Origin of the sequence: Leptospira tipperaryensis, assembly GCF_001729245.1 — a bacterium.
GTDB lineage: Bacteria > Spirochaetota > Leptospiria > Leptospirales > Leptospiraceae > Leptospira > Leptospira tipperaryensis.
Genome location: NZ_CP015217.1, coordinates 177,007 through 191,900 on the forward strand (window position 1 = coordinate 177,007; position 14,894 = coordinate 191,900).

Annotated in this window: 25 protein-coding genes; 14 read left to right on the plus strand and 11 right to left on the minus strand. The window is 40.2% G+C overall.

Features of this window, described 5'->3' with window-relative positions; all coding sequences use genetic code 11:
- The first annotated feature begins 58 nt into the window (after positions 1–58).
- A complete protein-coding gene (locus A0128_RS00835; RefSeq protein ID WP_069605797.1) occupies positions 59–2,134 on the plus strand; it encodes a hypothetical protein in 2,076 nt (691 codons plus the stop codon).
- Positions 2,135–2,237: 103 nt separating this feature from the next.
- Positions 2,238–3,632 (plus strand): class II fumarate hydratase, encoded by a 1,395-nt coding sequence (fumC, locus tag A0128_RS00840; RefSeq protein ID WP_069605798.1) that lies wholly within the window; start codon positions 2,238–2,240, stop codon positions 3,630–3,632.
- Positions 3,633–4,032: 400 nt separating this feature from the next.
- Here the strand turns inward: fumC and A0128_RS00845 are convergent, their stop codons facing one another.
- From A0128_RS00845 to A0128_RS00890, 10 genes are all read right to left on the minus strand, one after another.
- Positions 4,033–4,473 carry a hypothetical protein gene (locus tag A0128_RS00845; protein WP_069605799.1) on the minus strand — a complete coding sequence of 147 codons (441 nt, stop codon included), beginning with the start codon at positions 4,471–4,473 and terminating at the stop codon, positions 4,033–4,035.
- A gap of 21 nt (positions 4,474–4,494) precedes the next feature.
- Positions 4,495–4,695: a hypothetical protein gene (locus tag A0128_RS00850; protein WP_069605800.1), complete on the minus strand. Its 201-nt coding sequence runs from the start codon at positions 4,693–4,695 to the stop codon at positions 4,495–4,497.
- A complete protein-coding gene (locus A0128_RS00855) occupies positions 4,679–4,918 on the minus strand; it encodes a hypothetical protein (protein WP_156781743.1) in 240 nt (79 codons plus the stop codon). The genes A0128_RS00850 and A0128_RS00855 overlap by 17 nt, the downstream gene beginning before the upstream one ends.
- Complete coding sequence (locus tag A0128_RS00860; RefSeq protein WP_069605802.1) at positions 4,915–5,505, minus strand: host-nuclease inhibitor Gam family protein; 591 nt, start codon at positions 5,503–5,505, stop codon at positions 4,915–4,917. The genes A0128_RS00855 and A0128_RS00860 overlap by 4 nt, the downstream gene beginning before the upstream one ends.
- A 340-nt stretch (positions 5,506–5,845) precedes the next feature.
- A complete protein-coding gene (locus A0128_RS00865) occupies positions 5,846–6,259 on the minus strand; it encodes a hypothetical protein (RefSeq protein WP_069605803.1) in 414 nt (137 codons plus the stop codon).
- Positions 6,260–6,265: 6 nt separating this feature from the next.
- Positions 6,266–6,493: a hypothetical protein gene (locus tag A0128_RS00870; protein ID WP_069605804.1), complete on the minus strand. Its 228-nt coding sequence runs from the start codon at positions 6,491–6,493 to the stop codon at positions 6,266–6,268.
- Positions 6,490–6,669, minus strand: a complete 180-nt coding sequence (locus A0128_RS00875; RefSeq protein WP_069605805.1) for a hypothetical protein — start codon at positions 6,667–6,669, stop codon at positions 6,490–6,492. Before A0128_RS00875 ends, A0128_RS00870 begins: the two co-directional genes overlap by 4 nt.
- Positions 6,659–6,883 carry a hypothetical protein gene (locus tag A0128_RS00880; RefSeq protein ID WP_069605806.1) on the minus strand — a complete coding sequence of 75 codons (225 nt, stop codon included), beginning with the start codon at positions 6,881–6,883 and terminating at the stop codon, positions 6,659–6,661. Before A0128_RS00880 ends, A0128_RS00875 begins: the two co-directional genes overlap by 11 nt.
- Positions 6,880–7,182, minus strand: coding sequence for an LIC13344 family protein (locus tag A0128_RS00885; protein ID WP_069605807.1), 303 nt, complete (start codon positions 7,180–7,182; stop codon positions 6,880–6,882). The genes A0128_RS00880 and A0128_RS00885 overlap by 4 nt, the downstream gene beginning before the upstream one ends.
- Positions 7,182–7,415 (minus strand): hypothetical protein, encoded by a 234-nt coding sequence (locus A0128_RS00890; protein ID WP_069605808.1) that lies wholly within the window; start codon positions 7,413–7,415, stop codon positions 7,182–7,184. Before A0128_RS00890 ends, A0128_RS00885 begins: the two co-directional genes overlap by 1 nt.
- A gap of 166 nt (positions 7,416–7,581) precedes the next feature.
- On the opposite strand from A0128_RS00890, the gene A0128_RS00895 reads away from it, so the two are divergent.
- Positions 7,582–7,980 carry a helix-turn-helix domain-containing protein gene (locus A0128_RS00895; protein WP_069609019.1) on the plus strand — a complete coding sequence of 133 codons (399 nt, stop codon included), beginning with the start codon at positions 7,582–7,584 and terminating at the stop codon, positions 7,978–7,980.
- Here the strand turns inward: A0128_RS00895 and A0128_RS22230 are convergent, their stop codons facing one another.
- On the minus strand, positions 7,981–8,148 hold the full coding sequence (locus tag A0128_RS22230) for a hypothetical protein (RefSeq protein ID WP_173662765.1): 168 nt from the start codon (positions 8,146–8,148) through the stop codon (positions 7,981–7,983).
- A gap of 512 nt (positions 8,149–8,660) precedes the next feature.
- Here A0128_RS22230 and A0128_RS00900 point away from each other — a divergent pair.
- The 11 genes from A0128_RS00900 to A0128_RS21970 all read left to right on the plus strand — a co-directional run bounded on the left by A0128_RS00900 (position 8,661) and on the right by A0128_RS21970 (position 14,882).
- Positions 8,661–8,963: a helix-turn-helix domain-containing protein gene (locus tag A0128_RS00900; protein WP_069605809.1), complete on the plus strand. Its 303-nt coding sequence runs from the start codon at positions 8,661–8,663 to the stop codon at positions 8,961–8,963.
- Positions 8,964–9,162: 199 nt separating this feature from the next.
- Positions 9,163–9,396, plus strand: a complete 234-nt coding sequence (locus tag A0128_RS00905; protein WP_069609020.1) for a hypothetical protein — start codon at positions 9,163–9,165, stop codon at positions 9,394–9,396.
- Positions 9,393–9,722 carry a hypothetical protein gene (locus tag A0128_RS00910; RefSeq protein ID WP_069605810.1) on the plus strand — a complete coding sequence of 110 codons (330 nt, stop codon included), beginning with the start codon at positions 9,393–9,395 and terminating at the stop codon, positions 9,720–9,722. The genes A0128_RS00905 and A0128_RS00910 overlap by 4 nt, the downstream gene beginning before the upstream one ends.
- 135 nt (positions 9,723–9,857) lie before the next feature.
- Positions 9,858–10,253, plus strand: coding sequence for a hypothetical protein (locus tag A0128_RS00915; RefSeq protein ID WP_245667181.1), 396 nt, complete (start codon positions 9,858–9,860; stop codon positions 10,251–10,253).
- 17 nt (positions 10,254–10,270) lie between these two features.
- Positions 10,271–10,852 (plus strand): hypothetical protein, encoded by a 582-nt coding sequence (locus tag A0128_RS00920; RefSeq protein WP_069605812.1) that lies wholly within the window; start codon positions 10,271–10,273, stop codon positions 10,850–10,852.
- Between the two features lie 500 nt (positions 10,853–11,352).
- The gene (locus A0128_RS00925) at positions 11,353–11,973 is read left to right on the plus strand and encodes an LIC10173 family protein (RefSeq protein WP_069609021.1); all 621 of its coding nucleotides are present in this window, start codon (positions 11,353–11,355) and stop codon (positions 11,971–11,973) included.
- Positions 11,970–12,221, plus strand: coding sequence for a hypothetical protein (locus A0128_RS00930; RefSeq protein WP_069605813.1), 252 nt, complete (start codon positions 11,970–11,972; stop codon positions 12,219–12,221). The genes A0128_RS00925 and A0128_RS00930 overlap by 4 nt, the downstream gene beginning before the upstream one ends.
- Positions 12,222–12,284: 63 nt before the next feature.
- The gene (locus A0128_RS00935) at positions 12,285–13,772 is read left to right on the plus strand and encodes a DUF2586 family protein (protein WP_069605814.1); all 1,488 of its coding nucleotides are present in this window, start codon (positions 12,285–12,287) and stop codon (positions 13,770–13,772) included.
- Positions 13,773–13,781: 9 nt separating this feature from the next.
- The gene (locus A0128_RS00940) at positions 13,782–14,216 is read left to right on the plus strand and encodes a hypothetical protein (RefSeq protein ID WP_069605815.1); all 435 of its coding nucleotides are present in this window, start codon (positions 13,782–13,784) and stop codon (positions 14,214–14,216) included.
- Between the two features lie 46 nt (positions 14,217–14,262).
- Positions 14,263–14,673, plus strand: coding sequence for an LIC_10177 family protein (locus tag A0128_RS00945; protein ID WP_069605816.1), 411 nt, complete (start codon positions 14,263–14,265; stop codon positions 14,671–14,673).
- Positions 14,674–14,711: 38 nt separating this feature from the next.
- A complete protein-coding gene (locus A0128_RS21970; RefSeq protein ID WP_156781744.1) occupies positions 14,712–14,882 on the plus strand; it encodes a hypothetical protein in 171 nt (56 codons plus the stop codon).
- Positions 14,883–14,894: the final 12 nt, after the last annotated feature.

The following is a 14,894-nucleotide window of genomic DNA, read 5'->3' on the forward strand; positions in this document are numbered from 1 at the left end:
ACTTTTACGAATTTCTAAAGTCTCTTAACAATATACCCTGAATTGGGTACGGTGGATTATGTCCAAATCTGAAAATCAAGTCCCTACTCCCGAAACCTCCGCTATCAGTACGGAGGATACTCAGGATATGATCACCGATCAGGAACTCAAAGTCCTGATGCTTCAATTTAATCCGGGAGCTTTTAAAGATATCGATTTGGTGGAGAAGGGGGTTGAGAATTATTTTCTTTTCAACAATTCTCCATTTGCGCTTACAAAGATAGAACAGCTTCAACACCTTAAACTTCAGGATCTTAAATTCCTCGAGGAAAGAAGAGGAATTCAAACCTATCAGTATCTTCACTTTCAAAAAGAAGTCAGAGAACTTCAGATTACGAACGTAATCATTCGACCAGCTTCCTTAAAGGCCGATCAGATCGTAAAAGTAAAACGAGGATGTCTTTTACAAAGCGTCGCCTCGATTTTAGAAATGCTTCACGCAAGAGATCAGTTTATTTTAAACGTTTCTAAGAATTCTGAAATCGAAGTATGGGTTCAACAAAATTATATCAACGTTGACGATAAGGGAATGCCGATCAATCTTTCGGATTCTAAATTTCTCGAAAAGTCCATGCAAAATTTGGAATCTCTTTCACTTGAATCTCTTTTGAGTAGATTGCAAGTAAGAGGCGATCTTTTTAGTAATATCTTTCAATTGTTGGATCAAAAGCCCGGAGAAATTTTAAATCAACTTTCGATTATAAAAGTAGAACCCGAGGTCTTGCCGGTTCTCGAAAAAAGAGGATCTCGTTCTCCTCTTTTACAACTTCATCCCCGCTTTCATCTTTTTCAACCTTCCTTAGACGAACTTTTGAGTTTTAGACACGCGAAAGAAAAAGACGAACAAGGCAGAACCACCGAATTAGAAGTGATCTTTGAATTGTTTACGGTCATTGGCCGCAAAATTCTTCTACAAATCCTGCCGACCGAAGAATCGTCTTGGATCGAGCTCACTGGAAATGGACAGGCCGAACGATACGCACAAGAATTAAAAAAACATCCTGCGTTTATGTCCGGAAAGAATTGGGTCGGCGGCGGAGATTATATCAAAGCTTACGAAATTTTGATTCAAACGATTCGAGCCCTTTCCAATCTAAAAAAAGAATCTCTAATCAATCTTATCACGGGCGAAAATCTATTTCGTTTTAAAGAATCTAAAGAGCCCGTTCACTTTGATCTTTCTAATTTCGAAGTCGACGAGGTCGCACTCAATTCGGTGGGAATGAGTCGTAACGAATTATTCAAAGAAGTATTGGAACGGATTCGGGCAAGAGAAGACTTTTTAAAGAAAGAACGAAAAGGTCCGGGCGGCGACGTGATCGGTCTGCAAATTTTAGCGAAGAGTATGATCTTACGAGCCTTTACGGAAATTCGTCCGAGAAGAACTTCGATTCATAATCTTGTAAGACAAAACGGATATTCAAGAGGAATTTACGAATTCTTAAGAGAAGTTTCGGACGTTAAAGACGGTCAAGTCGCCGTAGACGAACAGATAAGACTCAGCAAAGCGATCGCAGAATGGGAAGAGGATACTGAAAAAGAAAGAATCCGTTCGGAACGCGCTTCGAAATCGATCATAGAAAGAATCATCGAATTTATATTGAGCCTTTTTGGAATTTCAGTCGCTCCAAAAGAAAGGGAGATTTCGAATAAAGGTTTTGTTCGAAAAGATCTGAAAGTTTCCGATCCTGATAATCCTCCACAAGATTCTTCTAAACTTAAAAAGAAACTTTCTTTGGGTGTGATCGTTGGACCGAAAGAAAAGGAAATGATAGTCCCCGCTCGACTTCAGAAAGCGATTGATTACGTGGATCGTAAAAACAATGGTTTGATTTGGCTCGACGAAGTTGTGGTCGCAGTTGCCTCACCCGAATTCGGAAAAGACAAAGTGGCCGACCTCATTTACTATGACCAGAAGCGGAGATATCTGGAAATCAGAGCGATGAATCAGGTTCGGCACGTTTTTATTCGAAGAGAATTAGAATCGGATCCTACTTGGATTCAATCCACTCTGGATTACCTCGATAATGTTTCCGCAAAAAAACCTGAGTTTTCCGCGCTTGCGGACACTCTGAGACGATTTCGAGAAGAATGACGATTCTTATTTGATTTTAAATCATATTAGAATTTATTTAAGAACCTTCTATCTTCTTCGGAAAAATAATATTCTAATTAACTTGTAACCATTCGGAGGCTTCATGAAAACCAGAATCGAAACGGATTCAATGGGTGAAATCGCTGTAGACGATTCGAAATATTGGGGTGCACAAACGGAACGTTCCCTTCATCACTTCCATATCGGGAACGATCGATTTCCAAGAGAAATGATTCGTGCTTTGGGCGTTCTAAAAAAATCCGCTGCGATCGTAAACGCAGAGCTCGGATTGTTAACCGAAGAGAAAAAGAATCTCATTATACAAGCTGCGGATGAAGTTATTTCGGGTAAGTTGGACGAGCATTTTCCTCTTTCCGTTTGGCAAACCGGATCCGGTACTCAAACGAACATGAATTCAAATGAAGTCATTTCAAACCGGGCGATTGAAATTGCAGGCGGCGTAAAAGGTTCGAAAAAACCAATTCACCCGAATGACGACGTAAACAAAGCTCAATCTTCCAATGACACATTTCCTACTGCAATGCATATTGCGGCGGCGGAACAGTTGAATCAAAAGTTGATTCCCGCACTTGTGCAACTCAAAGATACTTTAAAAAAGAAAACGGAAGAATTTCAGAATATTATAAAAATCGGAAGAACACATCTTCAGGACGCGACCCCTTTGACCTTAGGACAGGAATTTTCCGGATATGTTCAGCAATTGGAATACAACATTGCAAGGGTGAAGGCGGTCCTTCCTTCCGTTTATAGGCTCGCGTTAGGCGGAACTGCGGTTGGAACCGGTCTTAATACACATCCTCAGTTTGCCGTAAAAGCGGCGGCGCAAATTTCAAAAGAAACCGGACTTCCTTTTGTCAGCGCCGAAAATAAATTTGAAGCGTTAGCCGCTCACGATTCTCTTGTTGAAGTAAGCGGTGTGTTAAAAACGATCGCCGCTTCCCTGATGAAAATCGCAAACGACGTACGCTGGCTTTCTTCCGGTCCTCGTTGCGGGATCGGTGAGATCAGTATTCCTGAAAACGAGCCGGGTTCTTCGATCATGCCTGGAAAAGTGAACCCGACTCAATCCGAACAAATGACGATGGTTTCGGCGCAGGTAATCGCAAACGACGTTGCGGTCAACATAGGAGGAGCGTCCGGAAACTTTGAGTTAAATGTCTTCAAACCTCTGATTATCCATAACGTTTTGAATTCGATTCGACTTCTTTCCGATTCTTGTGTTTCTTTCGAAGAACACTGCGCGCGCGGAATCGAACCGAACAAAGAAAAACTCAACGAACATTTGAATAATTCCCTGATGCTCGTTACGGCTCTCAATCCTCATATCGGTTACGACAATGCGGCTAAGATTGCGAAGAACGCTCACAAAAAAGGAAGCACTCTAAAGGAGTCCGGAATTGAATTGGGGCTCTTGACGAGTGAGCAGTTTGATCAGTGGGTTCTTCCGGAAAAAATGATTTCTCCTTCTGTAGATTGAATTTAGAATCAAATTGAAACTTTCGTGGAAGCCCGTTTCGAAAGAGCGGGCTTTTTATTTTTTTCTAATGTTGGTTCTTATTCCCCAAATTCAGAATCGATAATAAAGACTGGGCTGAAACTTGAATGTGACCAATAGAATTCAAATGAAAACAAGGTAATTCTGAAAAAATAAAAATAGAATATTTAAAAATATTAATATAGAATCGAGTTCGTCTTGAAATCGATATCGAAACCAATTTCAAAACGAACTCTATTGATCCTTTACTTTTTTTCCGAATCCTTATAGATAAGAATTAAGAAAAACCAGAGACAGGCGGCGAACGCTCCAATAAAAAACCAAACGAAGAACGTCCAAAAGACAGTATATCCGAATACTAACGTCATTATTTCAAATGTTTTCACGGAGCGACTTCCCATTCTTTTGTTTCGTCTTTAGGCTTCGCGGACGATTCTCCGAACCAGCGGACAAATTGATAAACGTAATTTGCGCGAAAGAAATTCATTCCGTCTTCGAGACAAACCTCTTTGAGGATCGCGTCGGCCGATTTGCGATAAATCTTGCGATCTAGTTTTTCCTCCCGCATCAACTGATAGAGAGCGTCGTGAATGAGCGAACCTCTCATGAAAGTTTTTGTATCGAACGTGGGTCCGCTCGGGCCGTCCCAGGCGTAACCGGATTCGATTTTTAGAATACCATCGGAAGAAAGTTCCACGAAAATTTTGACCTCCGGGATTCCGATCTGAAGAGGGGAGCTTACTCGTATCGAAGTCTGATAATCATAGTTCTTCATCAGCTGATACTTGTAGTTTCTAAGATTTTTAAAAGTGATCTGATTCATCTTGTTCCTCCTTTTCAAGATTTAAGAATGAATTGAAGAGTTTCTTTTTGTTTCCGAGATTTTCTCGATCGTTGTTTGAGAAACTCCTAGTTTCTTTTTTGCAAAGAGAGTCATCGTTGCAATGTTTACCATTCCGAACTCGTCTAGAACGGCATCGCTGAAATCGTTAAATTCCAAATCTTCAAATTGAATTTTAAGCTGAGCTTTAAACGTCGATAACATTGTATTCTCCTTGTTGTATTTTCCAGATCGAATTTTTGAAATAACGTGCTATGAGAATTTTTACATACTCAGTGCTCTCGGAAATTTCTATAATGAAGTTCAGTTTGTCGATCTTTACGTTCAGACTTAAAACTTCTTTGTAAGTGAATCGTGAAAACCTTTTAGAATATTCGATAAAGGATTTCCAGTCCACTTCTTCCTTGTAAGATTCTATCGACATCATGCGGCATCCTCGACGGCTTCGATTTCTATCTCGGTTTCGTTAGGAGTTATATAAAGCCGTTCGGATTCTTCATTAAATTCAATGCCGATCTTTTTCATCGCTTTGAGAGGTTCCGCTAGAATTAGTTCTTTATTAAGTTCTAATTTTACGCGGACATAAACTCCTCCCAACTTTGAAATCAAAGTATTGATTCTTTTCAGGAGGCCGTTTTCAGAAAGAATCCTTTCAAGGAATTTTGAGCTCCCTCTTGTTTTTACCGATGCGGGAATCTTTCTAAGTTTTAAAACTCCCGTGGTCAACTTGCAGGTTTTGTATTCAGGGTCAGGAAAGAGCTCTTCCATATTATGATCTACGAAATATTTGATTCCGGAAGCTATGTGCTGGATTTTAAGATCCAAAGGTAAGACCTCATCCTGAAGATTCAATTGAAGCTTGCTGATTTGGTCGTCGGTCTTGCTCTTGATCCGATCTCTTTCTCGTTTGATCTCTCCGAGCGACTGGATTGCTTGCGTAAGGTCGGCGCGATGTTTGTAGTTGTTATCAGGCAAATCTATAAGATGCGTTTTTGTGTTTCTTGGCTTTGACATACAATTCTCCTATTTTGAAGTCATCTCGACTGCTACACCGTTAGTTGAAGACGGTAGAACTTTCGCCGTTGGAATTTTTTTTACGGAAGAACTTTTTTTCTTTCCGGTATTTTTAGTTTTACTCGTTTTCTTTTTTGATTCTTTCATAACCATTTCTCCTTTTGAATTTACGATATCGGTTCGATATTTTTTAAATCTCGCGGTTTCCGTCTTACAGTTTGAGTTTTGCCAAATGGATCCGTAGTGATTCTTTGTTTATTTGATTCGCTTATCGATCTCTTTAATTCCGCTTTTACGAAGCGACTTTAGTTAGGAATATAAAGCTTTCTTAATTTATTATTTATTGCGCGCAGATAGAATTAAGAACGCCGGAATACCAAATTGCAAATTCCCTTATTGAATCCGGATCCAAAGACTGCCCTTGTTTTTCTCTTTCCTTGTCTTCTTGATAGATTTTTCGAATCGTTTCAATGGGAAGCTTCCAAGATTCTTCGATCGCAATCACATAACGCGCAGTATTACGAATACCCTTGATCACCTCCGCTAAGTGTTCCCGGTAAAGGGGACCCGAAGTTTCAACGGGCTGATCGTTGGAATCGAAAGAATATTTGAAGGCGATATCCCTAAGATTCAATTTGGATTCGATAACGACTTGTTCCAAACGTTGCGATAAGGATCTTCCTCTTCGCCAAAATCTTTTGTAGTGAACGATTTCACCGTTCACGATAAATCTTTTCGGTTGAATAGAATTCATTTTCTTTTACGCGATTGCGATCTCCTTTTTACAAACAACCTTCCGAACGTATGAAGCGCTTATAATTCTTCTTCTTTCGATTACGGGGATAACGTGCCGTATCATATAATCCGCCAGTTCTTCGGCTTTCAATTTACGAATCATGTGATCGGGAACTTCTTTCCAAGCCTCTTCGAAGACATCCTTGGCTACGCGAATCGATCTAAGAATCTTTTGTTTTTTAGTAAGATTCATGCGGCGCCCTTCGGTTCTTTTGGAGACGAGAATCGAGAAAACGTAGGATGCAAAGTTCGAATCGTATCGATCATTGGAATCAATTCTTTGAATTTGTCTCTTAAACAATCTTTACAGAGATCCGTTTGAGACAGGGAAATGTTTTGTTTGCATTCGGCGCAGGCTTCAGTTTTCATATTCTAAATTCTCCTTAATCTTTTGTTCGTTTATCCATTCCGAAAATTCTCCTTCCAATCTGTTGTCTTGCAAGAATGCGTCCATGATGGCCGAGCGACTCAAAAGGCTTTCGATAATCTCAAAATGATTTCTTCTGCTTCCGTCCTTTTTGTAGAGTTTTGAAAGAAGAATTCCTCTTCTCAATAATGTGATCCGTTGTCTAATCTGAATCATTCTCCGTATTCCTCCTCTATGATATATTCAAGAATTCTAATTAATTCTTGAATTTTGTTCGGATCATTCTCACAGATCTGAACGATGTCATTCTTAACTAGGAAAAGCGAGGTGACCGCTTTATCCGACATCTCGGAATGATCGTCCCATCTCCAATCGAAGGTGGGAAATTGATCCTTGACGAATTCGGCGATTTGTCCGATCATTTTGTCTTCAATGTCCGCAAGGACGATCGGATCCAAATTATCGCGAAATAAACTTCTTTTTATATCGATTGTAGTCGATTCAACTTCTCTCATTATGCGGCTCTCCTTGATTTACGTTTGTAGGATCTCGGTTGACGATCCATACGAAACGGAACATTCCATTTTTTGAATGCTTCTCTGATCTCAGTGTAAGAATGTTGTCCGTTTAAACTCTTAGAAAGATAGTCGTAGTTGACTTCAGCCTCTCTTGCGAATTTCGCTAAGGTTTTCATTCGAAGTGTGATACAGATGAAATCCTTACACTCGTCTCCATTCGTGATGATCATTAAGCCTCCTTTTTGTGATTGCGATTTCGCTTCCGTCTGCGAGGTTTGGGTAGTGCGATTGACCGAACCCCGTTCCGAAAGCGAAATGAATCTGGGCGGGTCCAGTCCCGCCTGAAATGACCATACGTTAAAAATGTATTTTGGTCAAGTAAAAAATACGGTAAAAATGTATAAAGCGGATAAAAAATTTCCTGAGCGGTTGAAGAAGCTTATCGAAACGTTGGGATTGTCTCAGGCGGAATTTGCAAGATCGGTCGAGTTAAAGCCCGCGTTTATCAGCGATCTTATCAACGAAAGAGCTAAAAGTTTCTCACAAGATTCTTTATTACGACTTCGAATGGAGCACAGCGTAAACCCGCTTTGGCTGATAGCAGGAGAAGGGGAAATGTTGATTTCCGACGCAGAGATGAAGTCGGATCGTGAAACCGATCGCTATCGAACGATCTTACGAAAGATAAGAGCGAGACCGCAAATTGAAGAGTTATTGGAAAATCTTTTAGAAGTTCCGGATTCAGAATTAGAAGCGTTAAACGTAGTAATTGAAAAATTCCGCCGTAAGAAATAATTATTTTTTTTCGAGAGTTGCGAATACTTTGCTTACGATTTCAAGCGCGTACGTATGTCTGAGAACTTGGATCGGCTCCGGAGATACTTGAAAGTCGTATTCGAACTTTTTAAGAGTCTCTTCCACTTCCCAAAAAAGATAATCGCGTAAATCTTTCGTAGTCTCCAAATTCTTGCTCCAACAATGTCGCTATATATATGTTTAGTATATTTTTTACCCCTGACAAAATCCATCCTTAATCCGAAAGTGTGGCTCTTTTTTGTTCACTTTGAATCAGTTTTTGGAAATTCTATGAAAAGAATCCTTGTATAAACCAAAATGACAATAATTTCAATATGTCTCATTATCAGCTAAGAATTGGCATTCGTAAGAATCCGCATTCTATCCGAGCAGACAAGTTCTGAGTTTAGAAAAAAATTTTGAAAACGAGTTCGTCCGCTTTTGAGTTTCCTCGAAATCATAGAAAACCTTTCTATTCTTAAATAATAACTCCGCTTTGTTCTATGCAATTGACGACGAAAGAAATGGGACCTTATCTTTAGAAATAGTAAATTGCAAAATTAGAATATTCTAAAAATATACTATATTTTGCTTGAATGGAATTTTCTTTTTGGGACCCAGCTTTACTCTATTAATAACTACTTGACAAAATGAGCGGTATCAAAATAAACCTGGTTTCTATGTCACAGATAAAAGGTAATATAAGAAACGGTTCTTTATTAAAGAGTGTTCAACCCGCTCTTGCGATAGACGAAAGGACGCCAAAGGAAGAACAAGAACTATTAATTTCAAAATATAAGAATAATGTGTTAAAAACAAAGGAAGCGGCTAAGTATCTAAATCTTCCAGTAAGAACGTTCACACAATATGTGATCGATCATGAAATTCCTTTCATACAATGGAGCCCGCGAGTTCGGAGATTTTTTGTTTCCGATCTTGATAAGGTTGCTCTTTCTTTAAGAACGAAAAAGCAAATCTATTAAACCGAAATCGATTTTCGGTCCCAATTCCCCGTAGATCTTTTTCCCCACTGCTCACAAAAAATAGCGGCAGATTCGACGGATAAGATCGTGTTAACACCTTGGAGGCGAATGAAATCCGTGTTATTCTCTCTTCACAATCGGAAGCGATTGAGTAGCATTTCAGCCCGCCACCGTGCGGGTCATTTTTTTGAGAGGAAGAATGGAGAATTCAAAATTGAGTCAGATTAAACTTGGGATCAAAGATTTTCTCGTGATCCTCGGTTTTCTAATCTCCGCCGTATTTCAATATAACACGATGTATAAGGACCATGAAATTCGCATCGTAAAGATCGAGACCGAGATGACCTCCATATCCAAGGACTTAGCTGAGATTAAAGCCGATGTAAAAGATTTAATTAAGCTGACTTCTGCAAGAGGAAGGAAAAGCGAATGAAATTTCTTTGGCACGACGACCGAAGCGGAAGAAGATCGGATACGACTCTTCGTACTTGGATTGTTTTCTTTTTAGTAATCTTTTATTTGATGGCGCTCTGCGTTTTGTCCATCGTCTCTCCGGATTCTTTGAGAGCATTACACATGGATCTCATTCAATGGCTCATTATTTTTTACGGAACCGTTGGGAGTTTATATCTGGGTAAACGGGTGAACGAAGATCTAAATTCCAAAAGTAAAGTTTTTGAGAATGTTTTGAATAAGGTCAACGAGCCAAAGGATCCGGATTCTTTCGGAAAATACGACGTTGAAAGTAGGAAGTTATGAGTTCATTTCTTCTTTGGTGGAACCTACTTCCACTCAAAACAAAAGTTTATGCAATTCTAATATTTGGAACTTTGCTAGTTCTGACTTTCGTAAGAGGTAGAGCCATCGTTTCCCACATCATTTATGGAGGAGAGTATGATGAAGTTCAAGAAATTCAATTGTCTCCCGGCTCTGATTATGATTCTGATTGCGTGCCAGAGCCAAGGAAATCGTGTCCGTGAGCAAAGAAATGACGAGTGTAAGGGGAGTTTTCGTTCTAACGGTTTTAGTTTGGTTAAACCCGTTGAAACCGGAGGAACGCCGGCGATACAAATCAACGATGAATGGTATGTGACATCAAAAAGATACAATGCCTATCGTCTTCACGCAAAAGATCTTTCTCGTTGTCTTTACAGAGAACAATGCGTTCGAAAATGGACCGAGTGGGAAAGGGATTGCGCGGAAGATCGAATTAAAATTTTAGAATCAAGTCTACTTCCCGGTATTTTCTCGATCCGTAGTAGTTGCGTTATCAATCAACCAGTTTGTTAAACGAAGAGGAAATAAAAATGATCTCTCATATATCTCATCCGATTGCGCCTTGGAACCCTCAGAGAAAGGATCCTACCACACCTCTTCTTTTTCTTCGCGACTATCAGCAGTGTATGGGAAATGTTTTTCAGGACTTTATCGTCTACATCGGTTTGATTTATAGGATTCCGGATTTTATTCGTTTAACAACTTACAACTACTACGCTCTTTTAGAAGATTGGGTGATTAAAAATCGTAAGAACGTTTACGATTCTTTTGATCATGCGGAACACTTCAATCGATTGATGAATGCGAATGAAATTCCGTTTCGAATCGTCAAAAAGAAGGGTGATAAGTATGAGCTTTGCAAGTATTTTGAAGTCGGAAACTATCCTTGCGGTTTAGGAACGTTTCTCACTCCCAAAGGACATATCATTCGAGGAATTGGAATCGTGGAGTCGAGTGAAGGCAAGAAATTCTTAAAAGCCTCCGATCCTTATGGAATTGGACCTCGTTATATCGATCCTTACGGCCACATGATTCAATACGATTTAGATGAATTGTTTGAACTCGGAGTTCCAAGCATATTTTATCTGGAGAAAATCTTCGATCAGATCTAAATCAAAACAACGGAAGTTTGTAGCATAATTTTGGTGAAATTATTTCCCTCTGAGATTGCAAATTTTAGAAGGGCTTTTAGACCATAGCTGCATTCTTTCGGGAAAAGATGTGATCGAAGTTCTTTAAAATCGATTTCAACTCCCACTATTATAGATTACGAAGTAATATTCCATTTTTCTAATTTTTAAAAATTAAATCGGATCGGCCCGAAACGATCTTTCGATTCTATTTTATAGAATCTGAAATTAAATTTAACAATTCTCATTGTTTCAAAATCAAAAATAGAATTTCCGACCTCTAAATTCCTTAGCGGTAATGTTTCAAAAAAGAGCGGCAGATGACGTAGGTTCGCGCCTTGTTATATTGAGAATATATCGTATTCTTCTCTCATATCCGAAACACCGATCGTTCGAAAAGGAACGAAGATCTGAATTCTTTTGATTCGTGTGTTAGAAGTTGAATACGTTCGTACAAAGTGAGTAAACTGAAAAATTAAATGATGAGATCCAGTCATATAGATTATTTAAAGTCTTTGATCGATTCGATCAAAACAAAGCCGGAGCTTCCCGCTACGGAACTGGTATCCTTATTTCCGGAAGATAAAATTCTTCTTGTGGCGCCGATAACGGCCGATTATCCGAGTCTGTTTCCCTTTTGTCTCATTCAACTTTCTCCACTTACATCGATTCCAGACGGCAGGAGATTCCAAAAGTTATCTCCTGCCGTCTTAAGCGGTATCAAAAATCTACGTTATCTGAAACGTCATTTCTCACAAGAGTTTACGTATTCGCTTAGTTTTTGGATGCAAGATTCTTCTAAAGACGTTTTGTCTACGGGATCCGTTGGATCCGACGTAAGTCAACTTGGGATTGTAGATCAGATTCTTTTGTATATTGCAAATCATCAAAAATACAAAACGTCTCAAGATGTAACTCTGGAAATTCGAACCGGGAATGCAACGGTGGTCGTCGATCCACTCGAAAATCTCGGCTATTATAAATTAAATGTAGAGGTCGTTTTTCAGGACGGACTTTTTGAAATAGAATCGGTTCCTACTCTGGCTCAGGGAATCTTTGAAATCGAAGAGCCAACTGAAATTGGAACACCGGAGGAACAATGAAAGCAGTTGAGTTTATTAAAAAGTACGAATTGAGTTCCGCACTTGCGGCGGGATTTCTGGATCATCTTCGGAGAGATCCGGAAGAAGATGTGAAAGAGGAAATTCTTAAGAACGCGTTTCAAGAATTCTCAGGAATCAATCCGGACAAAAACAAAAATGGAAAACAATCGGAAATCAACGAAAACGCGGATGAAAAATCGAACGTCAAAACAAACGATTCGATTTCAATAACTCAAACAATGAAGTAATCAATATAAAGAGCGGATCATCCGCCAATTCTACTCAGTTGCTCTTAATATTAGGAGCGAATCATGTCAACAGGCGATGTGACAACCTATCATCAAGATGGTGGGATCAACTTCAACGACGTTAAACCGGATCGCGTTGGTTCCAAAGTTGGAACTGCGGAGAACGGTATAGCGAACAGGATCTATGTCATCAATAACACACCTCAGGCAAAAGACGTCTTTGGTCGAGGAGAACTTGTAGATTCTTTAGAACAATTCTTTGAGGAATTCGATGAAACAAAAGGTCAGAAGCCGGTTCCGGTTCTTTGTGTTCGTCCTGAAAACGACGTTGCAGGAATCGCTGCTGCTCCGGTGAAAGTAGGAACCGGTGAAGCCGTGCTTCCAACCACAACGGGTACACCAACGGGAAGCAGAGTTGTAATTTTGAAAATTACTAAGGCGGGCGCTTCCGGTGTTGCAGAGTATCGTAAGTCCGTAGATGGAGGAGCGAATTTTTCCGCGCCTCTTATTACTCCGGCAAGCGGTTCTCCTATTTCATTGGATGCAGGCGTTACTGCAACTTTTACAGATGCTTCAACCCCCGCAAATACCTTCAAAGTAGGGGACGTTTACACTTTTACTATTACGGGGGCAAGCGCGTCTAACGCGTCTCGTCTTACCGCGATCGAAGCTCTCAAAAGAGAATACGGAGCTTATTGGATTCACGTATTAGGACCCGCGACCAGAGCCTTTGCCATGTCGTGCAACGTGATTCTCGAAGAAATGGAAACAGAACATCACCTACCTTCGTTTATTATTTTGGAAGCTAGAGGTAAAAATCAGAGCGAAACTCTTCCTGAATACTTTCAGTTTATCCAAGACGAGTTTGATCCTTTTGCTTCTCCAAAAGGTAGAGTGATGATCGCGGTTGGAGAAGCTCGTTATATCAAAGGAGGAGTCAACGCCTCCGGTGGTTATTTCGCGGTTAAGTCGGTAGGAGATTCCATTGGAGAATGGAGAAACTTCGCTACTATGGCTACCGCAAAAATTGCAGCGGCTCCCGTAAACGTTTCCATCGGTTATGTGAAAGACATGCGCTCCTTAACTTTTTCTGAAATTCGTTATTGGGATGAAGGATACAGAAACTATATGGATCTTCTTCACGATATGGGGCTGATGGTTCTGAAACAATACGACGACTACGACGGAATTTTTATTGCAAGAGATAAAATCAAGGCCGCGAGCGCTTCGGATTTCAAAGAACTTCCGGAACGTAGACGTGCTGATAAGATGCATCGAATTCTTTATCGTGAGTCTCTTCAATTCTTAAACATGGATACCGAAGTGGATTCCGGATCCGGCGGATTGGATTATTTAAAAACTTACATCGATTCAAAAATTTCAGCGGAGATGGAAGCTCCCGGGAGAAAAGAAATTTCAGGACATGAAATTATTTTGGACCCGGATAAAACTTTCAATACGGACCGCATTCTCAAAGCGAAGTGCAAGATGTTTGTGAGCAACAGAACAAAAGCGATAGAGTGGGAAACATCTTTCGCTACACCTAAATAGGAGTTAACAATGGCCTTAGAAGTAGTAAAAGAAAACTATAGCTTTACAAATCTTGAATTAAAGCTCTTCGGGTTTGACATGGTGAATTTTTCATCTTTCACCTTCGATCACGCGGTTGAAATCGAATTAACCTATGGTAAGTCCGGCGAGATCGTCGGCTATACGACCAAGAATTACAAACGAAGCATCAGCGCCGAAATCTATTTCGAAGAGCTGGATCGTTTGATTCTTCTTGCCGCTCCGTACGGTGGGTTGATCGAAAAACTTCCTCCCGCTCCGTTGACGGCGATCTTAAAGGCGGAAGGAAGACCCGACTTTAAATACATCGCTCCCGCGGTTAAGATTACGAAATACAACGCTGACGTAAAAAGCGGGAACTCAGGGGCGATTGCCGTTCCATTGGAAATCGCACTTTTGTCGATTCCAGTGATCACTTTCGCATAAGAGATTTTTAATGTTCGTTTAAAAACTAAGAATAAAAGGAAAAAAGATGAACCCGTTAATCAGTTCAATTCCAGCTCTCAAGGAAGCGTTTGAAAAACTTCCACAACCATATCAGAGCATCGACGATGATTTTATTGCTCGAAACAAGGACGCCATCGAATCCATTAAATCTCATTTTTCGGATAAAGGTGGAGTTCACGTTCTCGATGCCGGCGAAGGAAGAAAGATCATCTGCAGAGTTCCCAATAAAACTCAGGTGGACGAAACCCTTGAGAAAGCGAGAAAGGAAAAGCAAACCGATGTCGCACAACGTTTGACGGGTCAGTGTTGTCTCTATCCGAGTTTCGAAGTAGTGAACGAGTGGGCTCAGGATTCTCCGGGAATTTTTATTCCCATCAGCAATAAGTTGATTGAGCTGACCGCGACCACACAAGAAGTAACTGCAAAAAAGTTATAGGCGAGAAGCTTCGACTTCTTCGATCCGGAAATGGTGCATTGGAAGTTCTTCTGATGTATTATTTCCCCGGGAGAAAGATCGAGTTTCCGGAAGACGGAGACGAACGCGACGAATACGAAAGTCAACTGGCTGCGGAATTGGAATTCATCCAACAGGTTGAAATCAATACTCTACAACGGGCGATTGTAAAAGCGTTTAACGGTGATTAAATTTTATTGGAG

Coding starts and splice junctions, on each gene's coding strand:
- A0128_RS00890 (WP_069605808.1), bottom strand. CDS start 7,415: ATGATCATCACGAATGGAGACGAGTGTAAGGATTTCATCTGTATCACA.
- A0128_RS00895 (WP_069609019.1), top strand. CDS start 7,582: ATGTATAAAGCGGATAAAAAATTTCCTGAGCGGTTGAAGAAGCTTATC.
- A0128_RS00945 (WP_069605816.1), top strand. CDS start 14,263: ATGAACCCGTTAATCAGTTCAATTCCAGCTCTCAAGGAAGCGTTTGAA.
- A0128_RS00850 (WP_069605800.1), bottom strand. CDS start 4,695: ATGTTATCGACGTTTAAAGCTCAGCTTAAAATTCAATTTGAAGATTTG.
- A0128_RS00940 (WP_069605815.1), top strand. CDS start 13,782: ATGGCCTTAGAAGTAGTAAAAGAAAACTATAGCTTTACAAATCTTGAA.
- A0128_RS00860 (WP_069605802.1), bottom strand. CDS start 5,505: ATGTCAAAGCCAAGAAACACAAAAACGCATCTTATAGATTTGCCTGAT.
- A0128_RS00905 (WP_069609020.1), top strand. CDS start 9,163: ATGGAGAATTCAAAATTGAGTCAGATTAAACTTGGGATCAAAGATTTT.
- A0128_RS00920 (WP_069605812.1), top strand. CDS start 10,271: ATGATCTCTCATATATCTCATCCGATTGCGCCTTGGAACCCTCAGAGA.
- A0128_RS00835 (WP_069605797.1), top strand. CDS start 59: ATGTCCAAATCTGAAAATCAAGTCCCTACTCCCGAAACCTCCGCTATC.
- A0128_RS00935 (WP_069605814.1), top strand. CDS start 12,285: ATGTCAACAGGCGATGTGACAACCTATCATCAAGATGGTGGGATCAAC.
- A0128_RS00865 (WP_069605803.1), bottom strand. CDS start 6,259: ATGAATTCTATTCAACCGAAAAGATTTATCGTGAACGGTGAAATCGTT.
- A0128_RS00880 (WP_069605806.1), bottom strand. CDS start 6,883: ATGATTCAGATTAGACAACGGATCACATTATTGAGAAGAGGAATTCTT.
- A0128_RS00910 (WP_069605810.1), top strand. CDS start 9,393: ATGAAATTTCTTTGGCACGACGACCGAAGCGGAAGAAGATCGGATACG.
- A0128_RS00855 (WP_156781743.1), bottom strand. CDS start 4,918: ATGATGTCGATAGAATCTTACAAGGAAGAAGTGGACTGGAAATCCTTT.
- A0128_RS00915 (WP_245667181.1), top strand. CDS start 9,858: ATGATGAAGTTCAAGAAATTCAATTGTCTCCCGGCTCTGATTATGATT.
- A0128_RS00930 (WP_069605813.1), top strand. CDS start 11,970: ATGAAAGCAGTTGAGTTTATTAAAAAGTACGAATTGAGTTCCGCACTT.
- A0128_RS00870 (WP_069605804.1), bottom strand. CDS start 6,493: ATGAATCTTACTAAAAAACAAAAGATTCTTAGATCGATTCGCGTAGCC.
- A0128_RS00925 (WP_069609021.1), top strand. CDS start 11,353: ATGAGATCCAGTCATATAGATTATTTAAAGTCTTTGATCGATTCGATC.
- A0128_RS00875 (WP_069605805.1), bottom strand. CDS start 6,669: ATGAAAACTGAAGCCTGCGCCGAATGCAAACAAAACATTTCCCTGTCT.
- A0128_RS00885 (WP_069605807.1), bottom strand. CDS start 7,182: ATGAGAGAAGTTGAATCGACTACAATCGATATAAAAAGAAGTTTATTT.
- A0128_RS00845 (WP_069605799.1), bottom strand. CDS start 4,473: ATGAATCAGATCACTTTTAAAAATCTTAGAAACTACAAGTATCAGCTG.
- fumC (WP_069605798.1), top strand. CDS start 2,238: ATGAAAACCAGAATCGAAACGGATTCAATGGGTGAAATCGCTGTAGAC.
- A0128_RS00900 (WP_069605809.1), top strand. CDS start 8,661: ATGTCACAGATAAAAGGTAATATAAGAAACGGTTCTTTATTAAAGAGT.